At 54.0% G+C, this 24,993-nt stretch carries 22 protein-coding genes and 2 tRNA genes; 13 read left to right on the forward strand and 11 right to left on the reverse strand.

Annotation, left to right across the window (positions count from 1 at the left end; all coding sequences use genetic code 11):
• Positions 1-6: 6 nt before the first annotated feature.
• The 3 genes from EUU23_RS03260 to EUU23_RS03270 are packed head-to-tail and all read right to left on the reverse strand — an operon-like array spanning position 7 to position 1,295.
• The gene (locus EUU23_RS03260) at positions 7-345 is read right to left on the reverse strand and encodes a hypothetical protein (protein WP_160352676.1); all 339 of its coding nucleotides are present in this window, start codon (positions 343-345) and stop codon (positions 7-9) included.
• A complete protein-coding gene (locus EUU23_RS03265; protein ID WP_160352677.1) occupies positions 323-718 on the reverse strand; it encodes a phage holin family protein in 396 nt (131 codons plus the stop codon). The genes EUU23_RS03260 and EUU23_RS03265 overlap by 23 nt, the downstream gene beginning before the upstream one ends.
• Positions 719-770: 52 nt before the next feature.
• Positions 771-1,295: a hypothetical protein gene (locus tag EUU23_RS03270; RefSeq protein WP_160352678.1), complete on the reverse strand. Its 525-nt coding sequence runs from the start codon at positions 1,293-1,295 to the stop codon at positions 771-773.
• Positions 1,296-1,481: 186 nt separating this feature from the next.
• On the opposite strand from EUU23_RS03270, the gene eno reads away from it, so the two are divergent.
• From eno to EUU23_RS03290, 4 genes are all read left to right on the forward strand, one after another.
• A complete protein-coding gene (eno, locus tag EUU23_RS03275; protein WP_160352679.1) occupies positions 1,482-2,756 on the forward strand; it encodes a phosphopyruvate hydratase in 1,275 nt (424 codons plus the stop codon).
• A gap of 44 nt (positions 2,757-2,800) precedes the next feature.
• Positions 2,801-3,112, forward strand: coding sequence for an FtsB family cell division protein (locus EUU23_RS03280; RefSeq protein ID WP_160352680.1), 312 nt, complete (start codon positions 2,801-2,803; stop codon positions 3,110-3,112).
• A 125-nt stretch (positions 3,113-3,237) separates the two neighbouring features.
• Positions 3,238-4,308: a pyruvate dehydrogenase (acetyl-transferring) E1 component subunit alpha gene (pdhA, locus tag EUU23_RS03285; protein ID WP_160352681.1), complete on the forward strand. Its 1,071-nt coding sequence runs from the start codon at positions 3,238-3,240 to the stop codon at positions 4,306-4,308.
• Positions 4,308-5,696, forward strand: a complete 1,389-nt coding sequence (locus EUU23_RS03290) for a pyruvate dehydrogenase complex E1 component subunit beta (protein ID WP_160352682.1) — start codon at positions 4,308-4,310, stop codon at positions 5,694-5,696. The genes pdhA and EUU23_RS03290 overlap by 1 nt, the downstream gene beginning before the upstream one ends.
• On the opposite strand, the gene EUU23_RS03295 is transcribed toward EUU23_RS03290, so the two are convergent.
• From EUU23_RS03295 to EUU23_RS03305, 3 genes are read right to left on the reverse strand one after another with little or no spacing between them, the layout of a single operon-like run.
• Entirely contained in the window at positions 5,693-6,397 is a 705-nt protein-coding gene (locus EUU23_RS03295; protein WP_160352683.1) for a TadE/TadG family type IV pilus assembly protein, read from the reverse strand. The two genes, EUU23_RS03290 and EUU23_RS03295, sit on opposite strands and share 4 nt — an antisense overlap.
• The gene (locus tag EUU23_RS03300; RefSeq protein ID WP_160352684.1) at positions 6,390-7,016 is read right to left on the reverse strand and encodes a TadE/TadG family type IV pilus assembly protein; all 627 of its coding nucleotides are present in this window, start codon (positions 7,014-7,016) and stop codon (positions 6,390-6,392) included. The genes EUU23_RS03295 and EUU23_RS03300 overlap by 8 nt, the downstream gene beginning before the upstream one ends.
• Before the next feature lie 5 nt (positions 7,017-7,021).
• Positions 7,022-9,373, reverse strand: coding sequence for a Tad domain-containing protein (locus tag EUU23_RS03305; protein ID WP_160352685.1), 2,352 nt, complete (start codon positions 9,371-9,373; stop codon positions 7,022-7,024).
• Positions 9,374-9,506: 133 nt separating this feature from the next.
• On the opposite strand from EUU23_RS03305, the gene EUU23_RS03310 reads away from it, so the two are divergent.
• Together EUU23_RS03310 and EUU23_RS03315 are read left to right on the forward strand one after the other, a co-directional pair.
• Complete coding sequence (locus EUU23_RS03310) at positions 9,507-10,103, forward strand: hypothetical protein (protein ID WP_160352686.1); 597 nt, start codon at positions 9,507-9,509, stop codon at positions 10,101-10,103.
• Positions 10,104-10,151: 48 nt separating this feature from the next.
• Positions 10,152-10,616, forward strand: a complete 465-nt coding sequence (locus tag EUU23_RS03315) for an EF-hand domain-containing protein (RefSeq protein WP_160353513.1) — start codon at positions 10,152-10,154, stop codon at positions 10,614-10,616.
• 18 nt (positions 10,617-10,634) lie between these two features.
• On the opposite strand, the gene trmFO is transcribed toward EUU23_RS03315, so the two are convergent.
• Positions 10,635-11,972: a methylenetetrahydrofolate--tRNA-(uracil(54)-C(5))-methyltransferase (FADH(2)-oxidizing) TrmFO gene (gene trmFO / locus EUU23_RS03320; RefSeq protein ID WP_160353514.1), complete on the reverse strand. Its 1,338-nt coding sequence runs from the start codon at positions 11,970-11,972 to the stop codon at positions 10,635-10,637.
• Positions 11,973-12,032: 60 nt separating this feature from the next.
• On the opposite strand from trmFO, the gene EUU23_RS03325 reads away from it, so the two are divergent.
• Together EUU23_RS03325 and EUU23_RS03330 are read left to right on the forward strand one after the other, a co-directional pair.
• Complete coding sequence (locus EUU23_RS03325) at positions 12,033-12,866, forward strand: NAD(P)H-hydrate dehydratase (protein WP_160352687.1); 834 nt, start codon at positions 12,033-12,035, stop codon at positions 12,864-12,866.
• 19 nt (positions 12,867-12,885) lie between these two features.
• A complete protein-coding gene (locus EUU23_RS03330; protein WP_246156059.1) occupies positions 12,886-13,569 on the forward strand; it encodes a lysoplasmalogenase family protein in 684 nt (227 codons plus the stop codon).
• 66 nt (positions 13,570-13,635) lie between these two features.
• On the opposite strand, the gene gyrA is transcribed toward EUU23_RS03330, so the two are convergent.
• Complete coding sequence (gyrA, locus tag EUU23_RS03335) at positions 13,636-16,344, reverse strand: DNA gyrase subunit A (RefSeq protein WP_160352689.1); 2,709 nt, start codon at positions 16,342-16,344, stop codon at positions 13,636-13,638.
• Positions 16,345-16,470: 126 nt separating this feature from the next.
• Complete coding sequence (locus tag EUU23_RS03340) at positions 16,471-17,166, reverse strand: SDR family NAD(P)-dependent oxidoreductase (RefSeq protein WP_160352690.1); 696 nt, start codon at positions 17,164-17,166, stop codon at positions 16,471-16,473.
• A gap of 134 nt (positions 17,167-17,300) precedes the next feature.
• Between EUU23_RS03340 and EUU23_RS03345 the strand changes: the two genes are divergently transcribed.
• Positions 17,301-18,638 (forward strand): hypothetical protein, encoded by a 1,338-nt coding sequence (locus EUU23_RS03345; protein ID WP_160352691.1) that lies wholly within the window; start codon positions 17,301-17,303, stop codon positions 18,636-18,638.
• Positions 18,639-18,693: 55 nt separating this feature from the next.
• Here the strand turns inward: EUU23_RS03345 and EUU23_RS03350 are convergent, their stop codons facing one another.
• Positions 18,694-19,170, reverse strand: a complete 477-nt coding sequence (locus tag EUU23_RS03350; protein ID WP_160352692.1) for an Lrp/AsnC family transcriptional regulator — start codon at positions 19,168-19,170, stop codon at positions 18,694-18,696.
• A gap of 196 nt (positions 19,171-19,366) precedes the next feature.
• Between EUU23_RS03350 and EUU23_RS03355 the strand changes: the two genes are divergently transcribed.
• The 4 genes from EUU23_RS03355 (at position 19,367) to EUU23_RS03370 (ending at position 22,346) form a co-directional block, all read left to right on the forward strand.
• A complete protein-coding gene (locus tag EUU23_RS03355; RefSeq protein ID WP_160352693.1) occupies positions 19,367-20,968 on the forward strand; it encodes a histidine kinase dimerization/phospho-acceptor domain-containing protein in 1,602 nt (533 codons plus the stop codon).
• Between the two features lie 28 nt (positions 20,969-20,996).
• Positions 20,997-22,004 (forward strand): polysaccharide deacetylase family protein, encoded by a 1,008-nt coding sequence (locus EUU23_RS03360; RefSeq protein WP_425505100.1) that lies wholly within the window; start codon positions 20,997-20,999, stop codon positions 22,002-22,004.
• Positions 22,005-22,069: 65 nt separating this feature from the next.
• Positions 22,070-22,146: transfer RNA gene (locus EUU23_RS03365), tRNA-Ile, on the forward strand.
• Between the two features lie 123 nt (positions 22,147-22,269).
• A tRNA-Pro gene (locus tag EUU23_RS03370) sits at positions 22,270-22,346 on the forward strand.
• Between the two features lie 157 nt (positions 22,347-22,503).
• Here the strand turns inward: EUU23_RS03370 and EUU23_RS03375 are convergent.
• Entirely contained in the window at positions 22,504-24,615 is a 2,112-nt protein-coding gene (locus tag EUU23_RS03375) for a S9 family peptidase (protein WP_160352695.1), read from the reverse strand.
• Positions 24,616-24,993 lie beyond the last annotated feature (378 nt).

Consider the following 24,993-nt stretch of genomic DNA (forward strand, 5'->3'; position numbering starts at 1 on the left):
CCTGTGTCATTCGCCTACTGGCGGTTTGCTTCTACCCTGTCGCCGCGTTGAAATCCATTTCGAAATAGGACGGCGCGCGGCAAATAATAATGCGCCTAATCCAACCGCACCAATGATAGGGGCGTTTTTTCTGGCCAATCGGGTGGCCGAACCGGCGATCCGCGTCGCCTCGGCCTTGCCTTTGTCTACCAGCAATTTCATCTGGTTTCGCGGGTGCAGGACATCTTGCGCTATTCCAACCGTCTCGCGCAGTTTCCGGCGCAGGTTCCTGCGCTCGGCATCTGACAGAATTACGGATTTTCGGTCGGTACCCCCCGGCTCTTTAAATTCTGTCATGATCATCATTCTCTATGTCGGTGAAATGGACTTTTTTCATCCAATGTCTCGCGGCCAAAGCGGATGTCAGGCCGATGACCAGAAACCCGGCGACCGTAACCAATGTTGCGCTGCCGGGCCCGATATGCGGTGCCAAAGTTAACAAGGTGCCTAAAATAAGGGCAATGGCTGCGCCGCTTAGGGTGATGATAGCGATCACACCAAAAAGCAGCGACCATTTCATAACATAACGGCTATAGTCGAGCCGGGTTTGAAAATAGCGCAGTTCGGCCTTCACCAAAGCACGCACATCATCGAGCACCAGTGTTATCTGTTCAACGGGCGACGCGGCGGATTTTTCATCCGACCGGTCTATGGTCTTGGGGTCATGGTCGTCCGTCATTCCACCTGCTTAACGACCAGAGGCCGTAAATGGCAATGCTGCCGTTCGTAATTCAGGAATCTTTCCCGCCTGAACGGAACAAACGCGCCAGAACAAAGCCGACCGCAGCCGCCGCGCCAATGGCAATTGCCGGGCTTTTGCGAACAAATTGCCGTGCGTCTTCGGCGAGTGCGTCAACATCTTTTGCGTCCAGCTTGGTCGCAAAACCGTCAACGGCATCCGCTGCGCCCCGGGCATAATCGCCATATTGTTTGCCGACATTTTCATCGATGGTCGCTGCGCTATCGCGGATCAGCTTGCCAATGCTGCCAACGGCTTCAGTGGCACGTTCCTTGCCTTTTTCAGCGGCGGCTTTGGCGCTATCGGTGGCTTTTGCCTTGAAATCATTCATATCTGACTTGACCTTTGCGGTAACATTTTCGGTTTTGCCCTTGGCCGGAGCAGCCTTTACCATCGCCTTGGATACAGGCGCTTTTTTGGCCGTCGCCGCAGGTTTTTTCGGGACAGACGCTTTCGGCGCAGCTTTCGGCTTCGCAGCAGTCTTTGCGGCTGTTTTCGGTTTCGCGGTTTCGGCCATTTCGGAACTCCTTAAGGTTGGATAGGGTGCGTCATTACACTTAGATATTTGTATTCAAGGTGCCTTAGTCAACTATATCACCGCTATTATCGAATATAAATCTTTATCTCCGCGCAACATTGCCAAATCAAAGGCAGAACGATAGAGGCGCGCTTACGTTCCCAAAGCCATCAAATGGAGCCTTTCATGACCGGAATTATCGACATTCACGCCCGCGAGATATTGGACAGCCGGGGGAACCCGACGGTCGAAGTCGATGTGCTGCTGGAAGATGGCAGCTTCGGTCGTGCGGCGGTGCCGTCGGGCGCTTCGACCGGCGCATATGAGGCCGTCGAAAAGCGCGATGGCGACAAGGCGCGCTATATGGGCAAGGGTGTGTTGCAGGCGGTCGAATCCGTCAACGGCCCTATTTCCGAAGCATTGCTCGATCTGGATGCCGAAGATCAGGAAGATATTGACGCGGTCATGATCGACCTTGATGGCACCGACAATAAAGCGAACCTGGGTGCAAATGCCATATTGGGTGTCAGCCTTGCAGTTGCCAAGGCCGCCGCCGATGCGCGTGGATTGCCGCTCTATCGCTATGTGGGCGGCGTCAACGCGCATGTTCTGCCCGTGCCGATGATGAACATCATTAATGGCGGCGAACATGCCGACAATCCCATCGATTTTCAGGAATTCATGGTCATGCCGGTTGGCGCCGACTCTATTGCAGAGGCCGTGCGCTGGGGTTCGGAGATTTTCCATACCCTGAAAAAAGGCCTTCATGAAAAGGGACTGGCCACGGCGGTTGGTGATGAAGGCGGTTTTGCGCCCAATCTGGCGTCGACCCGCGACGCGCTCGATTTCATCATGGCGTCGATTGAAAAAGCTGGCTTCAAGGTTGGCGACGAAGTCGTCCTCGCGCTCGACTGCGCGGCGACCGAGTTCTTCAAAAATGGCAAATATGAAATTTCCGGTGAGGGGCTATCGCTCAGCCCGCATGAAATGGCTGATTATCTGGCCGCTTTGTGTAAGGACTATCCAATCCGCTCCATCGAAGATGGCATGAGCGAAGATGATTTCGAAGGCTGGAAGGCGCTGACTGACAAGATCGGTCATGAAGTCCAGCTGGTCGGTGACGATCTGTTCGTGACCAACCCTGAACGTCTGTCGATGGGTATCGGCAAGGGCCTTGCCAATTCGCTGCTAGTGAAAGTCAACCAGATCGGTACCTTGACGGAAACGCTGGCTGCCGTGTCGATGGCGCACTGTGCGTCCTACACGGCGGTCATGTCGCACCGTTCGGGTGAGACGGAAGATGCGACAATCGCCGACCTCGCCGTTGCGACCAATTGCGGACAGATCAAAACCGGAAGCCTTGCGCGGTCGGACCGGTTGGCGAAGTACAACCAGCTCATCCGTATCGAGGAAGAATTGGGCGCAGCCGCTCAATTCGCAGGGCGCAGCATATTCCGCTAATCCACATTCTTGCCTTGGCGCTGAAAATGGTGTTCTAATTCGGCATGGTCCAAGGCAAGAAGAATTCGCAATATATGAAGACGGTCGTTGGACCGGGGCTGGCGCTTGTCGCGTTGCTAGGTATCGCGTCTTATGCCTTGCTGGGGCCAACGGGGATTATCGCGTGGACCGATTACCGCGCCGCGCTGAGCGAACGCAAAATAGAGCTGGCCGAGTTAAAAAAAGAGCGGGATTCGCTTCGCAACCGGCAACTTTTGCTGGATCGTGATAATGTTGACCCCGACCTTGCCGGGGAGTTGATGCGTAAGGAACTCAATGTCGTTGCCCCTGATGAGGTCGTTGTTCCGCTAAAGTAAGGGCGGTTGCAAATAATGAATAGCTATGCACCGCTTTTCGTAACGGAAAAGCGCTTTTCACGGGCATTGAATTTGACTAGGCGGAAATTCAAGACCGCCCGAAATTATCAGCAGAGGATTACGCTTTGGCCAAGACCCCCGCGAAGAAAGCCGCCTCAAAGATTGCGACCGTCAGCGAAGACGCGGCGCGCGCCAACAGGGAAAGGCCGACTGAGCCGGTTCCCTATAAAGCCAGCAAAGAAGAATTGCTGAAATTCTATCGGGACATGTTGCTGATCCGCCGTTTTGAGGAAAAGGCGGGGCAGCTATACGGGCTGGGGCTGATCGGCGGGTTTTGCCATTTATATATCGGGCAAGAGGCGGTCGCCATCGGCCTGCAATCGGCGCTGACGCCCGGTAAGGACAGCGTCATTACCGGCTATCGCGACCACGGCCATATGTTAGCCTATGGCATTGATCCCAATCTGATTATGGCTGAATTGACGGGTCGTGCCGCGGGTATTTCGCGCGGCAAGGGCGGTTCGATGCATATGTTTTCGACAACCCATAAATTTTACGGCGGCCACGGCATTGTCGGCGCGCAGGTCTCGCTGGGGGCAGGTTTGGCATTTGGGCATAAATATTCTGGTGATGGCGGCGTCTGCCTGGCCTATTTCGGCGACGGGGCATCGAACCAGGGGCAGGTCTATGAAAGCTTCAACATGGCCGAATTGTGGAAGCTGCCGATCATTTTCGTGATCGAAAATAACCAATATGCGATGGGAACCAGTGTCAATCGCGCTTCTTCCGAAGACCAGCTTTACCGTCGGGGCGAAAGTTTCCGCATTCCTGGAATACAGGTTGACGGCATGGATGTCCTTGCCGTGCGCGGCGCAGCGGAAGTCGCGCTGGATTGGGTGCGGAGCGGCAAGGGGCCTGTTTTGTTGGAGATGAAAACCTATCGCTATCGCGGGCATTCCATGTCCGACCCAGCCAAATATCGCAGCCGCGACGAAGTGCAGTCGGTTCGCGATAACAGCGACCCTATCGAAGGTTGCAAAGCCTATCTTGCCGAAATGGGCGTCAGCGAGGATGAATTGAAAGCGCTCGAAAAGGAAATCCGTACCATCGTAAATGAATCCGCCGACTTTGCCGAAAGTTCTTCAGAACCGGAATTGGGCGAACTTTATACTGACGTTCTGGTGGAGCAATATTGATGGCAATCGAACTTAAAATGCCTGCGCTTTCGCCAACAATGGAAGAAGGTACGCTGGCCAAATGGCTGGTGAAGGAAGGCGACAGCGTCAAATCGGGCGATATTCTTGCAGAAATCGAGACTGATAAGGCGACGATGGAATTTGAAGCCGTTGATGAAGGCGTGATTTCCTCGATTACTGTCCCTGAAGGAACAGATGGCGTGAAAGTCGGCACCGTGATCGCGTTGATTGCAGGGGAAGATGAAGCCGCTACTCCCCCACCTGCACCTGCACCTGCACCTGCACCTGCACCTGCACCTGCGCCTATGCCTGTTGCGGCTGCACCTGTTGAAGCGCCTGTGGTTACGGCTCCGGCGTCGCTGCCAAGCGTTGCCAAATCCGATCCGGCGGTTCCGGCGGGGACTGCTATGGTATCGCTCACGCTGCGTGAGGCGTTGCGCGACGCAATGGCGGAAGAAATGCGGCGCGATGATCGCGTGTTCGTCATGGGCGAGGAAGTCGCTGAGTATCAAGGCGCCTATAAGGTAACGCAAGGCTTGCTGGCCGAATTTGGTGCGCGCCGGGTGATCGACACGCCGATTACCGAATATGGATTTGCCGGAATCGGCACCGGTGCCGCGATGGGCGGATTGCGGCCGGTGATTGAATTCATGACCTTCAACTTCGCGATGCAGGCGATCGATCACATCATCAATTCTGCGGCGAAAACCAACTATATGTCCGGCGGACAAATGCGATGCCCCATCGTATTTCGCGGCCCCAATGGCGCTGCGGCGCGTGTTGGCGCTCAACATAGCCAGAATTATGCGCCTTGGTATGCCAGCGTGCCCGGTCTCATCGTCATCTGCCCCTATGATGCGGCCGATGCAAAAGGATTGCTGAAAGCTGCGATCCGGTGCGAAGATCCGGTGGTTTTCCTGGAAAATGAGCTGCTGTACGGGCGCACATTTGAAATTCCCGACCTTGCCGATCACGTGCTTCCGATTGGAAAAGCGCGGGTGATGCGCGAAGGGACCGACGTTACCATTGTCAGCTATTCCATCGGTGTGGGCATGTCGCTCGAGGCGGCGGACAAGCTTGCAAATGAAGGGGTCAGTGCCGAGGTCATCGACTTGCGGACAATCCGCCCGCTCGACAAAGCGACCATTTTGGCAAGCCTTGCAAAAACGAACAGGCTGGTCTTTGCCGAAGAAGGCTGGCCGGTATGTTCAATAGGCAGCGAAATCATCGCGATCTGCATGGAAGACGGTTTTGATGATCTCGACGCACCCGTCATTCGGGTGACGAATGAAGACGTGCCAATGCCCTATGCCGCAAATCTGGAAAAAGCGGCGTTAGTCAATGCCGACAAAATTGTGGCCGGTGTACGAAAGGTGTTGGGCCGTTAAGTGCAAGAGGCGGCGACGGCACCTTCTGTATTGAACACCGTAGTCAGATCGCGCGCATCACGGACCATCATTGCCGCGACGGCATTGATGTTTTCATAATCCTTGATGGCAAAGCCATTCAGAAAAAGCGGTTGATAGCGGTACCGAACCTCAGCGAACATCACGGGCGTTCCTGCAATAGCAGTTACTTGACGACCCACAGGTCCCATGCCGCTCATATTCGTACCGCTTGGTTCGCCAGCAACGCCATATTGCGGGGTAAATGTCGTCGCCAACCCCCGGCACCGCTGCCAGGCAATCTTGAATTTCCCGGTCGGATTGGGGTTGGCCATGGTTTCAAGGCTGGACAATATGATGCGGCCATTGGGCACGGCGTTGCCATCTTCGACATGCGACCCGTAGATATCGAGATCGCCGGCATGAATTTCCGCACCGGTGAATAAGTCGTTGATCTGCGTTTCGGTGATCTTTTTGTTGGCCAAAGGATCACCTTCGCCAATGCGGGCTGCGTTGTCCGCCACCTGAAGCGCCAATTGCGACACTTGCGTTGACTCGGTCGCATAATTGGCAAGCTCTGCCCCCGAAGCGACAAAGACCATAAACACAGGCGCAATGAATGCGAACTCGATCAAGGCGAGGCCGCTTTCGTTTGTGACGAGCGAGTTTGGCCCGCCCAAAATTCGTTTCGGTTTTCTAAGCATCTTCACACTTTCGCGTAATGGCTGCTGCCTTTTGACCATAAGGCTGGTTCGCGATAACGGTCGACGCGGTAAGTTCGACACGGTTGCTGATACCCAGCAGGCCTGCCAACGGGAAAAGGCGATCATATCTGACGGTCGCCGAATATTTCACCGCGTCGCGGGTATAACCCTGACCGTCCGCAATACCATCAGCGTCAAAAGTACTGTTGTTGTTTTCGTCGATGTAATTTTCGTCATTATTACATTCGCCATCGCTGTTTGTATCATCCCACACTTCGCTTTCGGGAAATGCCGCGTCGGTAAAGGTGCGGAAATAGGATCGACTGAAACTGTCAGTGTCAAATTCGGCTGTGCGATGCACGGCGGTGACCTGATCGATCACCTTTTGATCGACCGCAGCCTGCACTTCGGCAACCGTCCCTGTTTCCAATGCGGAATCGCGGGCGGCTTTGTTGATGGCGCCCTGCAATACCGACTTCATATATAATGTGTGGCCGAAATCGAAGCCGCCGAAAAGCAGTGTGAACATCACAGGTGAAATGACCGCGAATTCCACAATAGACGTGCCTTCGCAGTCCTTCACAACTTTTACAAATGGCCGGCGAAATTTGGTAAGCATAGTGATCACCCCGTCAATTTGAGTTCGGAAATGGATTCAGCAATTTTATTGAATGACTCGATTAACAACTGCGTGTTCGATGCCTCAAAGAAATGGTTATTTCTTGTTGTCGCACAGTTTTTCATGCGCTCGGTTGTGGCGAAATCTGTCGTGCCATAATAGACCACCCAAACAGTTACGCCGTTATTGCCGAGATTTTTGATCGCGCTGCATAATGCTATGGTCCGCGCGTCGGTATCAGCGTTCAATATGTTTCGTGTTGGATTTGTTCCGGTTGCAGTCCGTCGCCTGTCCCAACCTTCAATCCCATAGGGCGTGTAGTTGTTACCTGATGTTGCGGTTTCACCATCGGTCATGAAAATCATGTGTCGCTGAATTTCCTGACCATCGGGGGTCGTTGCATTTTCACTTGCAAACAAACCTGTAGGCGACAAAAGTCGTGCACCCCACAACAGGCCAATATCATGGTAGGTGTTGCCACCAGGTGATAGGGAATTCACATAGTTTTTATAACTGGTCGCACCACTCGCATCCCGATAGGTCGCCATTTTTCGTGCGGCAACTGACGGGCATCCGGGGCTGGTATTTCGGGACATTCCAGAAGGGTTGGACGAGCTTGTCGTGGCACGCCAGACATCCGCCAAGACAGGTTCAAAATAATCGGCGGAACCGTTCCCGTCGGAATCGAACCCGACATTGTTGTGACGGCCCCAAACGGCATTCGCCAATTGGAAGCCCCAGCGCGTGGCTTCATCGCTCGTATCGGGTATCATGTCGATGTCGAGGTCAAAGGCATCGTCCGGAATTGGATTGAAATCATCCGTCGGATCGCCGTCGTCATCTCTGACTGTCTGGCGTTCCTCAATACATCCACTCCAGGAAACACTCGCGTTCGAAACGATTCTGAGTGATGATGAAGTCGCTTGTCCCGAGAGGTTTACGGTGGTTGTCGTCTCGTTCAGGGGTAGATTGATCGAGCTGTTATAACTCGTACTGGTGTCATCACCGCCACCTGCCTGCAGGGACGACACGTTGAACGCGACGGGTTTATAGATCCAACCGATGACACGTTGGCGTTGCAGCCATGTAATGGGTTTCGTGGACGTTCCGCCTGTTTGGGTTTTGGTATAATTTGTTGTGTGGGTGCGGCGTTCCAGAAAGCACGAAGTTGTGCCACTGCGACTTTCCCAGACATACCGGTATTGCGTCACTGTGAAAGGTCGCGTCTGATTGTGGGTCAATACTTGTTGGGAATCCGGATATACCGGCGTGGATGTTGTCAACGTGTTCGTTGTCGTGGAACCACCCGTTTCAGTAAGCGCCGTGAGCTGATTTGAGCTGCTCGGCAAGTTGTTGTAGGTGGAACCGGTGCAGCTCGAGCTACTGGTGGCCCCGGTTTGACGGAAGGGTTTTGTACCTTGCAAGGTAACGACATCCGAGGTGACATCAGACCAGCCGCTTGTACTTTGCCTGGTATTATAAGGATTTGTAGGCGGACTTGCCGGCGTCCAGTCGTTTAACCAGCCGGTAATACCACTCGCGCCGCCGACCGTCCATGTCCAAACATTTTCCAGGTCGGCCTGCCGCGACTGGAATGTTTGCGTGTCTTTATAATAGCCGTTTTGAAGGACCGAGCCGATATTTACCTGCTCGTCAAACGGGACAAAGCCAAAGCGTAACTGCGTCAGGGTCGACAAATCGCCGATCGGGTTTGCCGACTTGTAGCAGTCCGCAGGTGTTACATCGTCAACATTTTGCCTTGCCAATGCTTCATAAAAACATTTGGTCGCCCGTTTCAGACCATTGATCTTGGTCAATCCGGTACTGTCACCCGGAATGGTGCTCGACATCGATCCTGTAACGTCCAGCACGAACATCACGTCAGTGTGCGGAATTTTCATCTGGCTGGTGCAGGTTACACTGACCGTGCGTTCGTCTTCACCCAGAATTCGCATCAATGTCATTGGCACATCCGCCTGTGCAGTGCCATTTACCGTTCCGTTTGATTCGACAAAATTGCGGGTACGGTTTTCCGAACCGAGATAGCCGTTCTCAAAGTTGAAATCGAACATCTGCAACCCGGACAAATAGGTTAAATCATTCACGCGGTTGCCGTCATTGTTGATGTCCCAGCGGCCGTTGCCCATAACCTTACGCGCAGCCAATGATCCAGCATCGCAGCCCGCCTGCAGGCGGTTTTTTACAGAATATAGCCGCGCCATGTCGACCGCACCGCCGACCAGACCGGCCATCGGAAATAGTGCAGCCGCGAAGATCGCAATAGTGTTGCCAGACTGGTCATTCCGCAATCGAGCGAGAAATCCGGTCCGCTTTCCAGCGTCGGTCTTTGCAGACATCGTGGCGTTCCCCTGTTCCACAGATTAAAATTCAATGTTAGCGATTATCAAATCAGCGTAAGCGCTTCTTAAATTTAAATGGTTAGTGGCCCGTTAACTGTGATTTGCCGCACAAACCGGTTGGGTTGTTGGAATGATAGAGATAGTTGAACAGCTTCCACCGCCGCTGCGACTCGCGGTTGCTTACGCGCCAAAGTCGACGCGGGTGCCATTTGCACTGTTGCTTTTGCTTGATGAACGTCTGGCCCAGATTATCCAACGGGCCACCGAACCGATGATCGCGCAGTTAAAGCTGGCGTGGTGGCGCGACGCTTTTGGAGCGCAAGCCGCCGAGCGACCCACAGGGGAGCCTTTGCTATCAGCTTTGTTCGATCAGGGCAGGCCTGAATTGCTGGCCATTGCGGGCGAGTTGGTCGATGCCTGGGAAATATTGCCATGTGATGGTGAATGGACCGCCGCCGAATTGGATGCCTTTGCCCAAAAGCGGGGTGATGCAGTTTTTAACGGGTATTGCCGTCTGATCGGACTGGGTCAAAGCGCCGCTGCAGCAGGAGAAGAATGGGCGAGAGGCGATGTTGCTTCCCGCTATGGTGGTGAGATGTCAGGTCAGGATGCACCCAATATTCCGATGCTAAAGGGTCGCATATTCCGGCCACTGACGATTTTGACACTGCTGTCTCGCGGTGTTTCCGGCCCCCGATTGATCTTGCATAGCTTGACGGGCCTTTAAATTTCTGGCCACAACGGCATGACGTCAATTTGTGCTAGGGTTATGGAATTGCAGAGAATATTGTTAGGTGGTATAGGTGCGCTGATGCTGGCGGCCGGGGGGCTGTGGCTTTGGCAGACACAGGCCGCATCGGAAAATCCGATTCCTGTGGCCCCTCCGGTGGAGGCTGTATCGGATGCATTGCCTAAAGCAGGCGTGAATGCGCCTGCCTTTGGTCCGCCGCCGCCATCGCCCCCCGAAGCGCCCAAGACCAGCCGAGAGGAAGTGCGGTTCAACCGTTATGACCGAAACCGTGACGAACTGATATCGCGTGTCGAAATGATGGGAAGCCGGACGAAAGCCTTTAAGCTGCTCGATCGCGACGGTAATAATTTGCTGACGTTCGAAGAGTGGGCCGTTGCAACAGGAGATCGCTTTGCCGCCGCCGACAAGGATGCGGATAATTTGTTGACCCGTAAGGAATTTGCACGAACCCGGCCCAAACAAGCCGCTAAACCCGCTTGTCGATGTTAAAATATATATAACAGTTGGTTAGGCCGCAATTTTATGAGCCTTTATCCACTGCGCCAGATCCGTGCGGGCGCGGGCGGTGATGGCAGCTTTGCGTTGTTTTTTATGGCAATTTTCTTCTAACGGAGCAAACAGGCCGAAGTTGACATTCATCGGTTGATAGTCATCGGCATGTGCATCGCCCGTTATGTGTCCCAGCAAAGCGCCCAATGCCGTGGTTGCGGGGGGCTGGGGCACTTCGGAACCGGTAAATTCGGCCGCCAGCATGATACCGGCCATCAACCCGATTGCGCTGCTTTCGACATATCCTTCGCATCCGGTAATTTGACCGGCAAAGCGAATATGGGGGGCGGTTTTCAGGCGCAATTGGCGATCCAGCAATATTGGTGAACGGATGAAAGTGTTGCGATGCAGGCCACCTAAACGGGCAAATTCAGCCCTTTCCAATCCAGGGATTGTGCGGAACAACTCCACTTGTGCGGCATGTTTCATCTTGGTCTGGAAACCCACCATATTCCAAAGGCTACCCAGCTTGTTGTCCTGCCGCAATTGCACGACTGCATGCATCCATCGGCCGGTTTTGGGGTTATCGAGACCCACCGGTTTCATCGGACCAAATCGCAAGGTATCCAGTCCGCGTGAAGCCATAACTTCTATGGGCATACAGCCTTCAAAATAAGGCGTATTCGCTTCCCATTCTTTGAACTCGGTTTTTTCGGAATCCATCAATCCTTGGTGAAAGGCGCGATATTGGGCTTCGTCCATGGGGCAGTTGATATAATCCTTGCCCTCGCCCTTATCCCAACGCGATGCGTACCAAGCGACATCCATGTCGATGCTGTCATGATAGACGATTGGCGCAATGGCGTCGAAAAAGGCCAGCCGATCTTCACCGGTTTTCGCCATGATATTATGCGCCAAATTGGTTGCGGTTAGCGGGCCGGTTGCGATTATGGTCGGAACGTCGGACGAAATTTCATCAATCCGCTCGCGCACAATTTCTATATTGCTTATGTTTTTCAGTTTATTGGTTACTATTTCTGAGAATAAATCCCGGTCCACGGCCAGAGCCGACCCCGCCGGAACCTTTGCAACCTCTGCCGCTGACATGATGAGAGAGCCAAGTTCGCGCATTTCCTGATGGAGCAGGCCGACCGCATTGCTTTGTGCGTCATCTGAACGAAAGCTGTTTGAACAGACCAGTTCTGCAAGACCATCGGTTTGATGGGCCGGTGTCATTTCACCTGATCCACGCATTTCCGACAATCTGACACGATAGCCGCGCCGGGCCAACTGCCATGCGGCTTCGCTGCCGGCCAATCCTCCGCCGATGATATGTACGTCATGTTTTTTGTCCATGGCGATGGCGGCTATCAAAATTTCGTGGGAAAGCACAGGCAAAAGCGTCATGATGTCTCTATGACATTCACCCTAAAAACATCCCGCGAAATGCTGATTACGCAGCCCCGATTGACGCTGCCAGCGCCAGACACCCATAAATATCTGCGCGGCCATGCAATGGTGATAAGCGGACCTGTGCTAAAGACCGGCGCATCGCGGCTATGCGCCCAGGCGGCGTTGGCGGTAGGGGCGGGACTGGTGACGATATTGGGGGATCGCCCGGCGCTTTGTGAACAGGCGGCACATGTCACGGCGATCATGCTCAGGGAAAAGGACGCGACGCTCAGCGCCATTGATGATCGGGTGCGGGCCATCGCCGTAGGGCCGGGGGCAGGGGCCGACGATAGCCTGCGCCTTTTGGTACTCCAATTGCTTGCCTTGAAGAAACCGGTCTTGCTGGACGCGGATGCTCTCACCGTTTTTTCAGACGGAAATATACAATTATTCAATGCTATATCGGAAGATGTCGTCATGACGCCACATCTTGGCGAATTTGCGCGCCTGTTCCCCGATATTGCAACCGCAGATCCTGTTGCGGCGGCGGTGGAGGCGGCGCGACGGTCGGGCTCGGTCGTCCTTTTAAAGGGAACACACAGCGTGATTGCGGCGCCAACTGGGCGCTTTGCCATCAACCGGCATTCTTCCCCTTGGCTTGCGACAGCAGGGTCGGGCGATATCTTGTCCGGCATGGTCTGCGGATTGTTGGCCCAAGGTGTGCCGGCGTTCGACGCGGCGGCAATTGCGGCTTGGTTGCACGGCGATATCGGCATTCGCGCAGGTGCCGGGCTGACGGCGGACCGGATGGCAGAATATATTCCCCTTGTCTTGCAAGGATGTTTACAAGAAGGCTGAGTTAAAGGGGAAAATGCCTATGGCGCAGGATTTGGCGCACAAACGACCTTGGTTATTGGCCAGTCTGCTAGCCGGATTAAGCTTTCCGGCGACATGGCTATGGTTGCCGATTGAGGGCGGGATATTTGCCATCATCTGGAAAATGGCAGCGGTGGGCTTGCTGGTTCCCTTCGCCTTGCGCCGCCATCATGTCGGCGAATTTATTTTGTTGGCTGTCATGTTGGCGCTGTACGCGCTGGGCGATGGGCTGATTGAGCTGAATATGACGGCCGGGGCCATTGCATTTGCCGCAGGGCATCTGGCGGCAATCGCAATTTATGCCCGCCACCGCAGGGTGGGTGCTGTTTTTAGCCAGAAGCTATTTGCGGTGATGCTGTTTCTTTTGACGCCGGTCATCGCCTATTTTGCGCCTGGAAATCCGGAACAAGGTGTTCAGGTCGCCGCCTATAGCGTCGTTTTGGCAGCCATGGCGGCCATGGCATGGAGCAGCAATTTTCCAAGGTATCGCGTCGGTATGGGCGCCGTGCTGTTTGTTGTGTCAGACCTGTTGATCTTCGCCCGTCTTGGCCCCTTGGCGCAATCCGAAATGACCAGTGTGGCGATATGGTATCTTTATTATTTCGGCGTGCTGATGATTGCCGTCGGCGTCGCCCAAACATTGGTCAAGCGCGGCCATTATGCACAAGGGGAAGAGCGGGATTGAATTCCGGTCAATCGGACCGCAATTAAAAAACCCGCCCCCTGTTGCATGGGACATTTAGATCACGGCCTAGCCTTCATTCTCCGGCTCTTGCGTTGATGGTGTTTCGATTGCGTCATCGGTATCATCATCGCTTTCCTCAATTTTGGCGGCGCTGACAACATGTTCGTTCTCACCGACATTGAACAGGCGGACACCGGCCGTGCCGCGGCCCAGAACGCGTAAGCTGTCCAATGGCATGCGGATCAACTTGGCCTGATCGGTGACCAGCATCAACTGGTCGCCCTTGGTGGCCGGAAAGCTGGCGACGACGGGGCCGTTGCGTTCGACATTGTCGATATTGGTAATGCCCTGACCCCCGCGACCGGTGCGGCGATAGCCATAGGCCGATGAAAGCTTGCCATAGCCGTTGGCGCACACGGTCAGGATGAATTGTTCGCATTCGGCCATTTCCGAAATCCGCTCTGTGGAAAGTGTCGGCTCCCCTTCTTTTTCAGGCTTCCAGGGCGCAAAGCGCAGATAATCTTCCCGTTCCTCAGCCGTGGTTCCGACCCTTTGCAGGATCGACAGCGACATCACCTGATCATCCTTACCCAATTTCATGGCACGTACACCCGTCGATGCGCGGCTTTGGAATTCGCGAATGTCATCGGCGGCAAAGCGGATCGCCTTCCCGTTGCGGCTGGCGAGCAATATGTCGTCATCGACGCTCAGCAATTCGACTCCGATCAAACGATCGTCGGCATCTTCGCCTTCAAATTTCATGGCGATCTTGCCGTTGGATGGCACATTGGCAAAAGCGTCCATGCTATTGCGCCGTGCATAGCCTTTGGCCGTCGCAAAAACGACGCTCAAGCCGCCCCATTCGGCCTCATCCTCGGGCAAAGTCAACACGTTGGATATGACTTCGCCTTCGCCAAGCGGAAGCAGATTGACCATTGGGCGACCGCGTGTCTGCGGCCCACCCTCGGGCAGTTTCCATACTTTCAAGCGATACACTTTACCGATGTTGGAAAAGAACAGGACCGGCGTATGCGTGCTGGTGACGAACAATTCGGTAATCGCGTCCTCATCCTTCGTCGCCATACCGGCGCGACCCTTACCACCACGGGCCTGCGCGCGGAATGTGGCGAGTGGGGTGCGCTTGATATAGCCGCCATGGGTAACGGTCACGACCATTTCTTCGCGTTCCATCAGATCTTCGTCGTCAAGACCGTCCCAGCTTGCGGTGATTTCGCACAGACGTGGTGTCGAAAATTCTGCGTCTATCGCCACCAGTTCATCGCGCAAGACCGCATATAGTTTTACGCGGTCGCCCAATATTGCCAGAAACTCTGTAATACTGACGGCAAGTCCCGATAATTCCTTGCCAATTTCGTCACGACCAAGCGCTGTTAGGCGATGCAAACGCAGTTCGAGAATGGCACGGACCTGCAGTTCGGATAGCTGATAGCTGTCCCCCGTAACATCAGCCTCAACCGCCTCGACCAATTTGATATAGGGGGCAATTTCGGCGATCGGCCATTGGCGGGCAATCAATGCAGCCCGGGCTTCGGCAGGGCTTGCCGACCCCCGGATAATGCGGACAACCTCATCCAGATTGGTGACCGCAACCACCAGCCCAAGCAAAAGATGGGCGCGTTCACGGGCCTTGTTCAGTTCGAACTTCGTGCGGCGGGTAATGACCTCTTCACGGAACCGGACGAAACTTTCGATAATATCGCGCAGGTTAAGCACTTCGGGCCGTCCGCCACGAATGGCGAGCATATTGGCAGGGAAGCTCGATTGCGCCTGTGTATGCCGCCACAACTGGTTAAGCACGACATCCGTCGTCGCATCGCGCTTCAGATCAATGACGATCCGCACGCCCTTGCGGCTTGATTCATCACGGATATCCGAAACGCCTTCAATCCGTTTGTCTTTCGCAGCTTCGGCAATTTTTTCGACGAGACCGGACTTGCCGACCTGAAACGGTATGCTGGTGAGAACGATTGAACGCCGGTCGCCCCGGCCTTCTTCAATCTCATGCCGGGCGCGCATCATGATCGAGCCCTTGCCTTCACGATAGGCCGATCGTGCACCGCCTTGTCCCAAAATCAGCGGCGCGGTCGGAAAATCGGGCGCGGGTATGATCTCAATCAGCTCGTCAACCGAAATTGCCGGATTATCGATGTAAGCCAGACAGGCCCTGATAACTTCCCCCAGATTGTGCGGCGGAATATTGGTCGCCATGCCGACCGCAATGCCGCCTGCACCATTGACCAGCAAATTGGGAAAGCGCGCGGGCAGAACCTGCGGTTCCTGCCGGCTGCCGTCATAATTGGGTTGAAAATCGACCGTGTCCTTGTCGAGGTCATCGAGCAGGGCATTGGCAACCTTGTTCAACCGCGCCTCGGTATACCGCATCGACGCGGGGGGGTCGGGGTCCATCGAACCGAAATTGCCCTGACCGTCGATCAACGGCACGCGCAAGGACCAATCCTGTGTCATGCGTGCCAGGGCATCATAAATGGCGCTATCGCCATGCGGGTGATAATTGCCCATGACGTCGCCGACGATTTTTGCGGATTTGCGATAGGGCCGCCCGGCGACAAAGCCGCCTTCCTGGCTGGCGAACAATATACGGCGGTGCACAGGCTTTAGTCCGTCGCGTACATCGGGAAGCGCCCGTGCCACGATGACCGACATGGCATAGTCAAGATAGCTCGACTTCATTTCATCGACAATGTCGACCGGGGAAATATCTGAGGGGTCTAGAGTGGCATTATCATCGCTCACGCCGCGAAAATCCTTATATTTTTAGAATATTAGCATAGTAGCCGAGGCGGCCAAACAAAGCCACCCGAAGCCGCATGAAAAACGCCTTTTTCGACAACTTATCCACAGATAAGGCCCGAATTCGGCCTAAGGTGCAATCACTGCGCCATCATAAGCCAATAGTTGCCCTGAATCGGCTGGCGTCAGATTTTGAAGAACATCAAGCAATTGACCGGCCGCCGTTTCCGCCGAAAACCGTTCATGGACAGGGTTGCCTTTAAAGGGTGCGCTCAACGCGGTTTCCACCGTTCCGGGGTGAAGCCCCACGACGATACTCTCCGGATTTTTACGTTGCCATTCTATCGCAAGGTTGCGGATCAACATGTTCAGTGCGGCTTTTGATGCACGGTAACTATGCCAGCCGCCGAGGCGATTGTCCGAAATGCTGCCTACGCGCGCAGACAGGATCGCAAGGCAAATGCGCCCGGATTTTGGCATGATCGGAAGGAAATGTTTGGCCACCAATGCCGGACCGACCGCGTTCAGGCGGTAATTTTCAAGCATCCATTCAGGGTCTAGTTCCCGCAAGCTTTTTTCCGGACCCTTTCCATCGCGATGCAATATACCCGTAGTCACGCATATCAAGGTCGGTGCAACTTCGGATTGCGACAGAATTTGTGCTGCAACTTTGATGCTGTTTTCATCACATAAATCTATCGCCGGGCTGCTGTGTCGGGACAGGCGCACAACGGTTTCAAAGGCACCCTGCTGTTCGACCAAATCGGCCATCGCGGCACCAATGCCACCACTTGCCCCTATGATGAGTGCTGATGTTTTCGCCATAAACTGCCTGTATTCTCCGCCGTTCAACCGCAATTCATGCACCATCACTATGATATTTGCGCTATACCGGGCGAACATCTATAGTAGAATGTAGTGCAGATAATATGCCTAACACCTTAATCGCGGAGAGTAGAATGAAGTCTGTTTCCAAATTTGCCCTGATCCTGTCGCTTGTCGCACTGCCCAACATGGCTACATCGGCCTTTGCACAGGATAAACCCGTCAAGGAAAAGAAGGGTAAGGATAAAAAGGAAGCCGCACCCGCAGCACCCAAGCGCAACTATTCGAAGCCGTTTATCGCGGCTTTTTCCGCAGTAGTTGATATTTTGAACAAGCAGAAAAACCCCGAAGGCGCGAAAGCCGAATTCCCGAAGGTCGTGGCCGCAATTGCCAATGATGACGACCGCTATGAGGCGGGCATTCTTGCCATCAATATCGGGGCAGGGGTCAAGGATATGGCGTTGCAGGAACAGGGCATAGATCTGTTGCTGGCATCGGCAACGACACCTGCAAACATCAAGACCGAATATACATTTCGCAAGGCGGCTATCGCCTATGACAGCAAAAATTTCGCGAGCGCGGAAAAGCTGATGATCGATGCCTATAATATGGGGCATCGCGGCAATACGATTGAGTTTTTAATCTCCAACGCAATGTCGCAACAGAATAAGGACGCCGAAGCGATCACCTGGCTTGCAAAGGCAATTGAAGCTGACAAGGCAGCGGGCAAGGTGAATAAGGCCTATTTTGTCCGCGCGGCGATATTGTCGTCGAAGGCCAAAAATTATGTGGGCGCCGCCAATTGGTACAAGCAATTGCTCGCCACCGAAAACAACCCTGATTACTGGCACGATGCTCTGGCATTTTTTGACCGGTCGTTGACCTTGAATCCGGAAGAAGAACTGGATGTTTTGCGTTTGATGCGGGTCACCAACGGACTGCGTTTCCAACAGGAATATGCCCAATATCTTGATAGTTTGAGCTATATTGGCGTTCGTTATCCGGCCGAAGCCGTTGCGGTTTTGGAAGAGGGTTTTGCAAAGGGTGTCATTTCCCGCAACAATGTGACGTTCAGCGAAAAATTCACCGAAGCAAAATCCCGCCTGGCCGAAGATACTGCGACTTTGGCTGGCACGATTGCACCGGCAAAGGCCAGCCCGAAAGGCATGCTTGCATCGCTGACCGCAGATTCATTCTTTTCACATAAGAAATATGACACGGCGAAAGAATTGTATGAATCGGCCCTCACCAAAGCGCCGATATTGGACAAGGATGGAAAAGACCAGACCGACCGCACACGTTTCCGCCTCGCCATGTCGAAAGTGATGCTTGCCGACTATGCCGGTGCGAAAGCCGATTTTGCCATGATAACCGGTGCGAACCGCAAGGCGATTGGCGAATATTGGGTAATGTACATCGACCATATGGTAAAAGCATCGGCTGCTGCCACACCGGCACCAACCGCGACTTGATTTTCCGGAATATTCTGATCTAGCGCGAAAAAAGGGGGGCAGACTGCCTCCCTTTTTATATGGCGGGAATTGGTACCCCGGGCTCATCCTTGGCCGTGCGAATCGTTAATGATGTTTTGACGCTGCTCACATTGGCCGCCGAAGTCAGTTTTGAAGTGAGAAACTCCTGAAAGGATTGCAGGTCGCGTGCGACAATTTTCAGGATGAAATCTATTTCCCCGTTCAGCATATGGCATTCCCTGACGTCGGGTAAGGCGCGGACATGATGTTCAAATGCCTTGAGATCGTCCTCTGCCTGGCTTTTCAAGCTCACCATTGCAAAAACGGTGATTGTATATCCCAGCGAAGCCGCATCGATATCGGCGTGATAGGATTTGATCGTTCCAGATTGTTCCAGCGCCCGCATTCTACGCAAACAAGGCGGCGCCGTTAGCCCGACTTTGGTGGCCAGTTCTACATTGGTAATCCGGCCATCGGCTTGTAACTCGGCAAGAAGCTTCAAATCTATCGAATCCAGGTTCATCGTGGCCATGATTATGTTATTTCCCATTTCCAATTGTACTCGAACTTATAATATTATTATAGCGGATTGCAATTGTCCCATAGTGTGACGCGTTTATTTTGCCGCTTTCGAATAGCTTTAAGCGGGTATATCGGTCATAGGGACAGGGATAATTTCGAATTAGGAATGTTTGTAATTGCGCTTTGACGATCGTCTAGAAACTGCCTTGCGTCAGGCAAATGACAGCGATTTGGGTGCGGCCGCAAAATGGCAGCAACTCGTTGATATACTTGCTCAAAATCCCTCGGAATTTGACATGGAATATGTCGCGAACGGCCTGCAGAAAATACGCGACTTTCTCCCATTGGTGACGCCCAAAGTCCGCGAACAATGCGTCAGATCGTTGCATGGCAGAATATCGTCCGCGCCACTCGTCCTTCTATTGTCAGGGGACGTTCCCAAAGTCGCCTCGGCGGTCGTTTCCGGCGCGTGCCTGACGGACGATGAATGGTCCGGTATCATCCCGGCAATGCCGGTACGGGCTCGCGGATTCCTGCGTAACCGGAAAGATCTCGGGCCTAAGAGTGAACGAGCGCTAACACTTTGCGCGGCTGCGGATTATGTATTGCCGGTTCCAGATGGCTGGGCCGAAAGCAGCGGCATAAATGGCGTCCGGATTCGTGATATCGTCGAGCGAATCGAAAAGCTGCGGTCCGAGCGCCAGTCGGCAATGGTTCCCCATATCCCGATGGATAGCGGGCCATTTACCGAATTTCCGCAAATCATTGACGAGATTCGATTCGAAACCGATGAAAACGGAACAGTCAGCTGGATCGAAGGGGCACCGCCCGGCGCGGTTGTAGGTGTCGATATTGCCGAGCCTGCATTTGATGACGGCCCCGGACCAGATGCATATGGCGCGGCTGCTTTCCGGCAGCGTATGCCCTTGGAAAATGCGCGTATGCGCCTTTGCGGCGCACCGGCAGTCGCGGGGGATTGGCGGATAAATGCGGCACCATTTTTCGACCATATCAGCGGCCGGTTCAACGGATATCGCGGCATATTTCGCCGCCCGACAATCGCCGAAAGCGCCTTGTTATCGCAGGAAGGCCGCCAAAGTTCCGACCATATCCAGCAATTGGTGCATGAACTGCGGACTCCGCTTGGCGCGATCATTGGCTTTTCGGAAATCATTGAACAGCAATTATTTGGTCCGGTCACTGAAGATTACCGTGTTCTCGCCCGCAATATCCTGAATGATGCCGAACGTCTTCTTTCCGGATTTGATGATCTGACCACAGCCGCGAAGATTGAGGCCGGCAGTTTTTTTGCAGAACCTGGGTCAACGGATTGTGACTGGTTGACCAGCAAGCTTGCCGAACGCCTGCGCGGTTTGAGCGATCTGTTGATGGTCACGCTCAACCTTGTGCACGCACATCCTGTCCGGCCATTTGCACTGGACAAAGAACTGGCGGAGCGGATTTTTTCGCGTCTGCTATCTGCGGTCATTATCGGGTGCGAGCCAGATGAGGTGCTGGACGGCCGCTTCCGTACCGAACCGGGCGTGAATGCAACCAACCGTTTCGTACTCAGCTTGCCAAGAAAATTGTTGGAACTGGACGAGGCAGAATTATTCGGTTCCGGACCGGCAACTTTGGATGAATCGAGTGAAGCGCCGCTTTTGGGCCTTGGCTTTTCGCTGCGGCTTGTCCGTAGCCTGGCCAAAAATGTGGGTGGCGATTTACGTTTCTACAATGAAGCCCTGATATTATCTCTTCCCGCGACCAGTGAAAGTCGCACCGGTTTCAGAGACGAAGAGCGAGAATGAAGTGCAGGCGCAGAATCGATATGTGAAGATGCCCTTTCTCAACCATCATTCTGCCCCCTTGTTCGATTTTGCAGACATGTCAGCCTTGGGAAGCCCGCGTTTCATTCTAACGGTTGATACCGAGGAAGAATTTGATTGGAATGGCCCGTTTTCGCGGCAAGGATATGGCACTGAACATTTGAAAGCCGTCCCGAAATTTCAGGATTTGTGCGACCGTTTCGGCATCAAGCCTTGCTATATGGTGGACTACCCGATCATGGAAGATGCCTTTGGCGTCGATATGTTAAGCGGATTTGTCCATGCAGGCCGGGCGGAAATAGGGGTGCAATTGCATCCATGGGTCAATCCGCCATTTGATGAAATGTTAAGCCCGGCGAACAGCTATGCCTGCAACCTGCCGCCTGATCTGGAGCGGGCGAAACTGACGAATCTTTATAACAGGATTGTCGGACGCACAGGTATCAAGCCGGATTCGTACAGGGCCGGGCGGTATGGCGCAGGGGCTGCCACGGCGGACATCCTCGTCGACCTCGGCATATCAATTGACAGTTCGGTCCGCGCGCGTTTCGATTATTCGGAACAAGGCGGCCCGAATTACACCCATCATCCGGTCCACCCCTATTGGATCCAAAAGGGCGCATTGCTGGAATTGCCGCTCACCACGATATTTGCAGGGGCCATGCGGTCGGCCGGAAATGTGGTCTATGGTGAGTGGTTCGGATCGCATGCTGCGCGGTCGGTTCTTGCCCGGTCAAGCATGATTGAACGCATTGCATTAACGCCTGAGGGAATTCCGCTGGAAAAGGCAATCGAAGGCATTGATCTTGCCCTGCAAGAAGGTGTCTCGATCATAAACCTGTCCTTTCATTCCCCATCTCTTGCCGCTGGTTGCACACCTTATGTCCGCACGCAGGAACATCTGGATGACTTGTACGACTGGTTCATTCATGTGTTCCAGCACTTGCTGGAAAACGGGGTGCGGCCTGCGAATATGGCTGAAATCCGGACTGCCAGCCAGTTAAATTGCCCGACATAAGATAAACACTTGCCAGCGGTCCCATTGTTCCGCTATCGGCCCGCTTGCGATTGGCTAGCCGGTCGGGGCCTGTAGCTCAGTTGGTTAGAGCTGGCCGCTCATAACGGCTAGGTCGGGGGTTCGAGTCCCTCCGGGCCCACCAGCCACCGCATTGGCGTTGGCCGGCAAGGGCAAGGGCAAGGGCAAGGGCAAGGGTGGATCGTCGATCTGCCAAGGTCTAATGGCCAAAAAGGACCGGCAACGGTCGATACATTGTTATACCAGTCGGGGAGTAGCGCAGCCTGGTAGCGCATCTGGTTTGGGACCAGAGGGTCGCAGGTTCGAATCCTGTCTCCCCGACCACTTCTTGGAAGTGACGGTTTTCTGCGGTTTCCGTTATTGATATCGCAGCATTTTTTGCAACAATATTAGCTGTTTCCACTTCTGCTATCCCGTCATTCATAAGGCCACTTTCGACGATAAGCATGTACTGGCAAACGAAGGGACGCTTGCATTCCAGCTATTTGAGCCGAGCTGAATACCAGTCCAGATACCGCTGCATTCGGTCGCGGATGAAGCTCGGCCGGTCAAGACCATGAAATTGACCAGGATAAATAACAAGCTGCGTGTCAATACCTTGGCTTTGTAGTGCCTGATACATCTGCTCGCTGTTTAAAAGCGGTACGTTGAAATCTTTGTCTCCGGCAAGAAACAAGGTGGGCGTCACGATCCGGTTGGCTTGATAGAAAGGATAGGAGACTTTCATCCATGTTTCCAGTTTCTCCCAAGGTTTGCCGAGTTCCATTTCATAATCACGAATGTACTGATCGGTGCCATAGCCTGCGAGGATGTTGGAAATGCTGGCACCGCTGGTCGCTGCCTTGAAGCGCCGATCGCTGGCGATGGTGTAGTTGGTCAACATGCCGCCATAGCTCCACCCGCCAACGCCGAGACGGTTAGGATCGGCAACACCGCGACTGACCGCGTCATCGACGGCAGCTAGAACATCTTGAACATCAACAGAGCCCCACGCTGCATAGATCGCCTTAGCAAAGTCCTGGCCGCGGCCGGTGCTGCCGCGCGGATTGGCGGCAACTACTGCATAGCCATTAGCAGCAAAGATTTGCCATTCCGGGCTGAACGATGCGCTGAACTGGGACTGCGGACCGCCGTGGATACGAAGCAAGGTCGGTACCTTGCCCAGCGCAGCAGCAGGTGGTCGCACCAGGAAACCGTGGATTTCAGTGCCATCTGAGCTTTTGAAGCGAGTCTCCTCCACAGGCGCCAGCTTAAGCTGTTCAAGCAGAGTGTCATTTGCCTTGGATAGCGGCCGAAGGTTTTGCCCTTCCAATGCGAACACTTCGGGCGGAGACACTGCGTTAGAGGACAAAATAGCAGTCTTGTCGCCCTGCTGGAATATTGAAAGGACATCACGCCTTTCGGTCAGGATCGGTTGTATGGAGCCACCGTTTACGGAGACTCGGCTGAGCCGCTCTGCGCCATCGTCTTCCACTAAAAATCGAAGGGACTTGCCATCGCGTGACCAAACCGGCTGCGATACATTTCGATCAAGACCTGCCGTTAGTATTTTGGGCGTGCCTCCGGTTGCGGCAATCACTGCAAGTTTTCGGACGCCATATGCGAAGAGCTCGATTGGCCCACCTTGCAAATATGCGATACTCCTCCCGTCAGGGCTCCAAACCGGGTAGCTCTCAAACGAAGGGTCGTTATCTGCCCCTTTGAAACTCGTCAGCGCTATTGGCGCTGTGGGGGCGCCCATGGCAGGCACAACGAACAGATCGGAGTTATATGTGCGGTCCGGATCCTGGTCGCGATTGCTTACGAAGGCGATCTGCTTTCCATCCGGAGACCATGAAGGAAGATATTCATCAAAATCGCCTGTGGTCAGCCGACGGGTATTGCCACTGGAAAGATCAAGAACGACAAGACGCTGGCGTTGTTTGCCCAGATAACCATCCATGTCCCGTTTGAACTGATACCGGTCTACTACTATCGGTTTGAGCTTCTTCTCTTCCTTCTTTCCATTAGCCAATAATGCAGAGTCCGCAGCCTTGGGCTGTTTAGGCGAAATTGTATCCGTATTCGGCTTGCCCGGCGTTTGTGGTGGATGGATCGTTGCCTGTCCTGCTACATTGCCCGCTTCATTAGGATCAGCATCAAGAACGATCAAGGCGATCTGCTTGCCGTTCGGCGACCAGGCATAATCAATGACTGATCCATCAATCTGAGCCGGCGGTTTAGCCTCCCCACCGCTGCGATCCAAAAGCCAAAGCTGATCACGTTCTTTTTCGTCATCCCGCGCCGAAATAAATGCCAGATAGCGACCATCCAAACTCCACCGCGGCGAAGACTCACTCTCGCCTTTACGGCTGGTGAGCTGCACCGTGCGGGTGCCATCCCAGCTGGTCATCCAGATATGGCTGAATGTCTTATCGCCGTCGACATCGACCTCACCGACGCTGTAGGCTACCCATTCTCCGTCAGGATCAATCGCCGGTGCGCTGACCGTTTTCAGACGGGAGAGATCGTCGACAGTCATGAGGCGTTTGTCTGCTGCTGATACGGGTACGATTACTGCTGCTGCTAAAATACCAGTTATAATGAAACGCATGTGTATCGCCTCCGCTTGGCTGGAGAGTGGCGCACCGCGCGGTAGATTGCAAGGGCCGGTCAGGCGGCAGGGAAAGCTAGGTCCCGATCCTAAGTGGACCCCAGTGGTCCCCATCCTAAGTGAACAAGATGATCGGTAAAGTCAGTCAACTGAGATTTGGCCATCAATTGTCCTCACCAATCTCGTTCTGACCTAGTCAAAGATGCGCCTGATCGACTGTCATGGGTCTGCATTGACCATTTACCGACTTTCAAGGGTTGCCGTCAGCTACACCCTCTTTTGGAACCGGTGCCAGGCTGAAAAGCGTTTTATGGGCATCAAACAGAAAGGCGACAAACGGACCTAAAGGAGACTGGTATCTTATACCCGCACATCTGT

Origin of the sequence: Sphingorhabdus profundilacus, from assembly GCF_009769755.1 — a bacterium.
In the GTDB taxonomy this organism is placed as follows: Bacteria; Pseudomonadota; Alphaproteobacteria; order Sphingomonadales; family Sphingomonadaceae; genus Sphingorhabdus_B; species Sphingorhabdus_B profundilacus.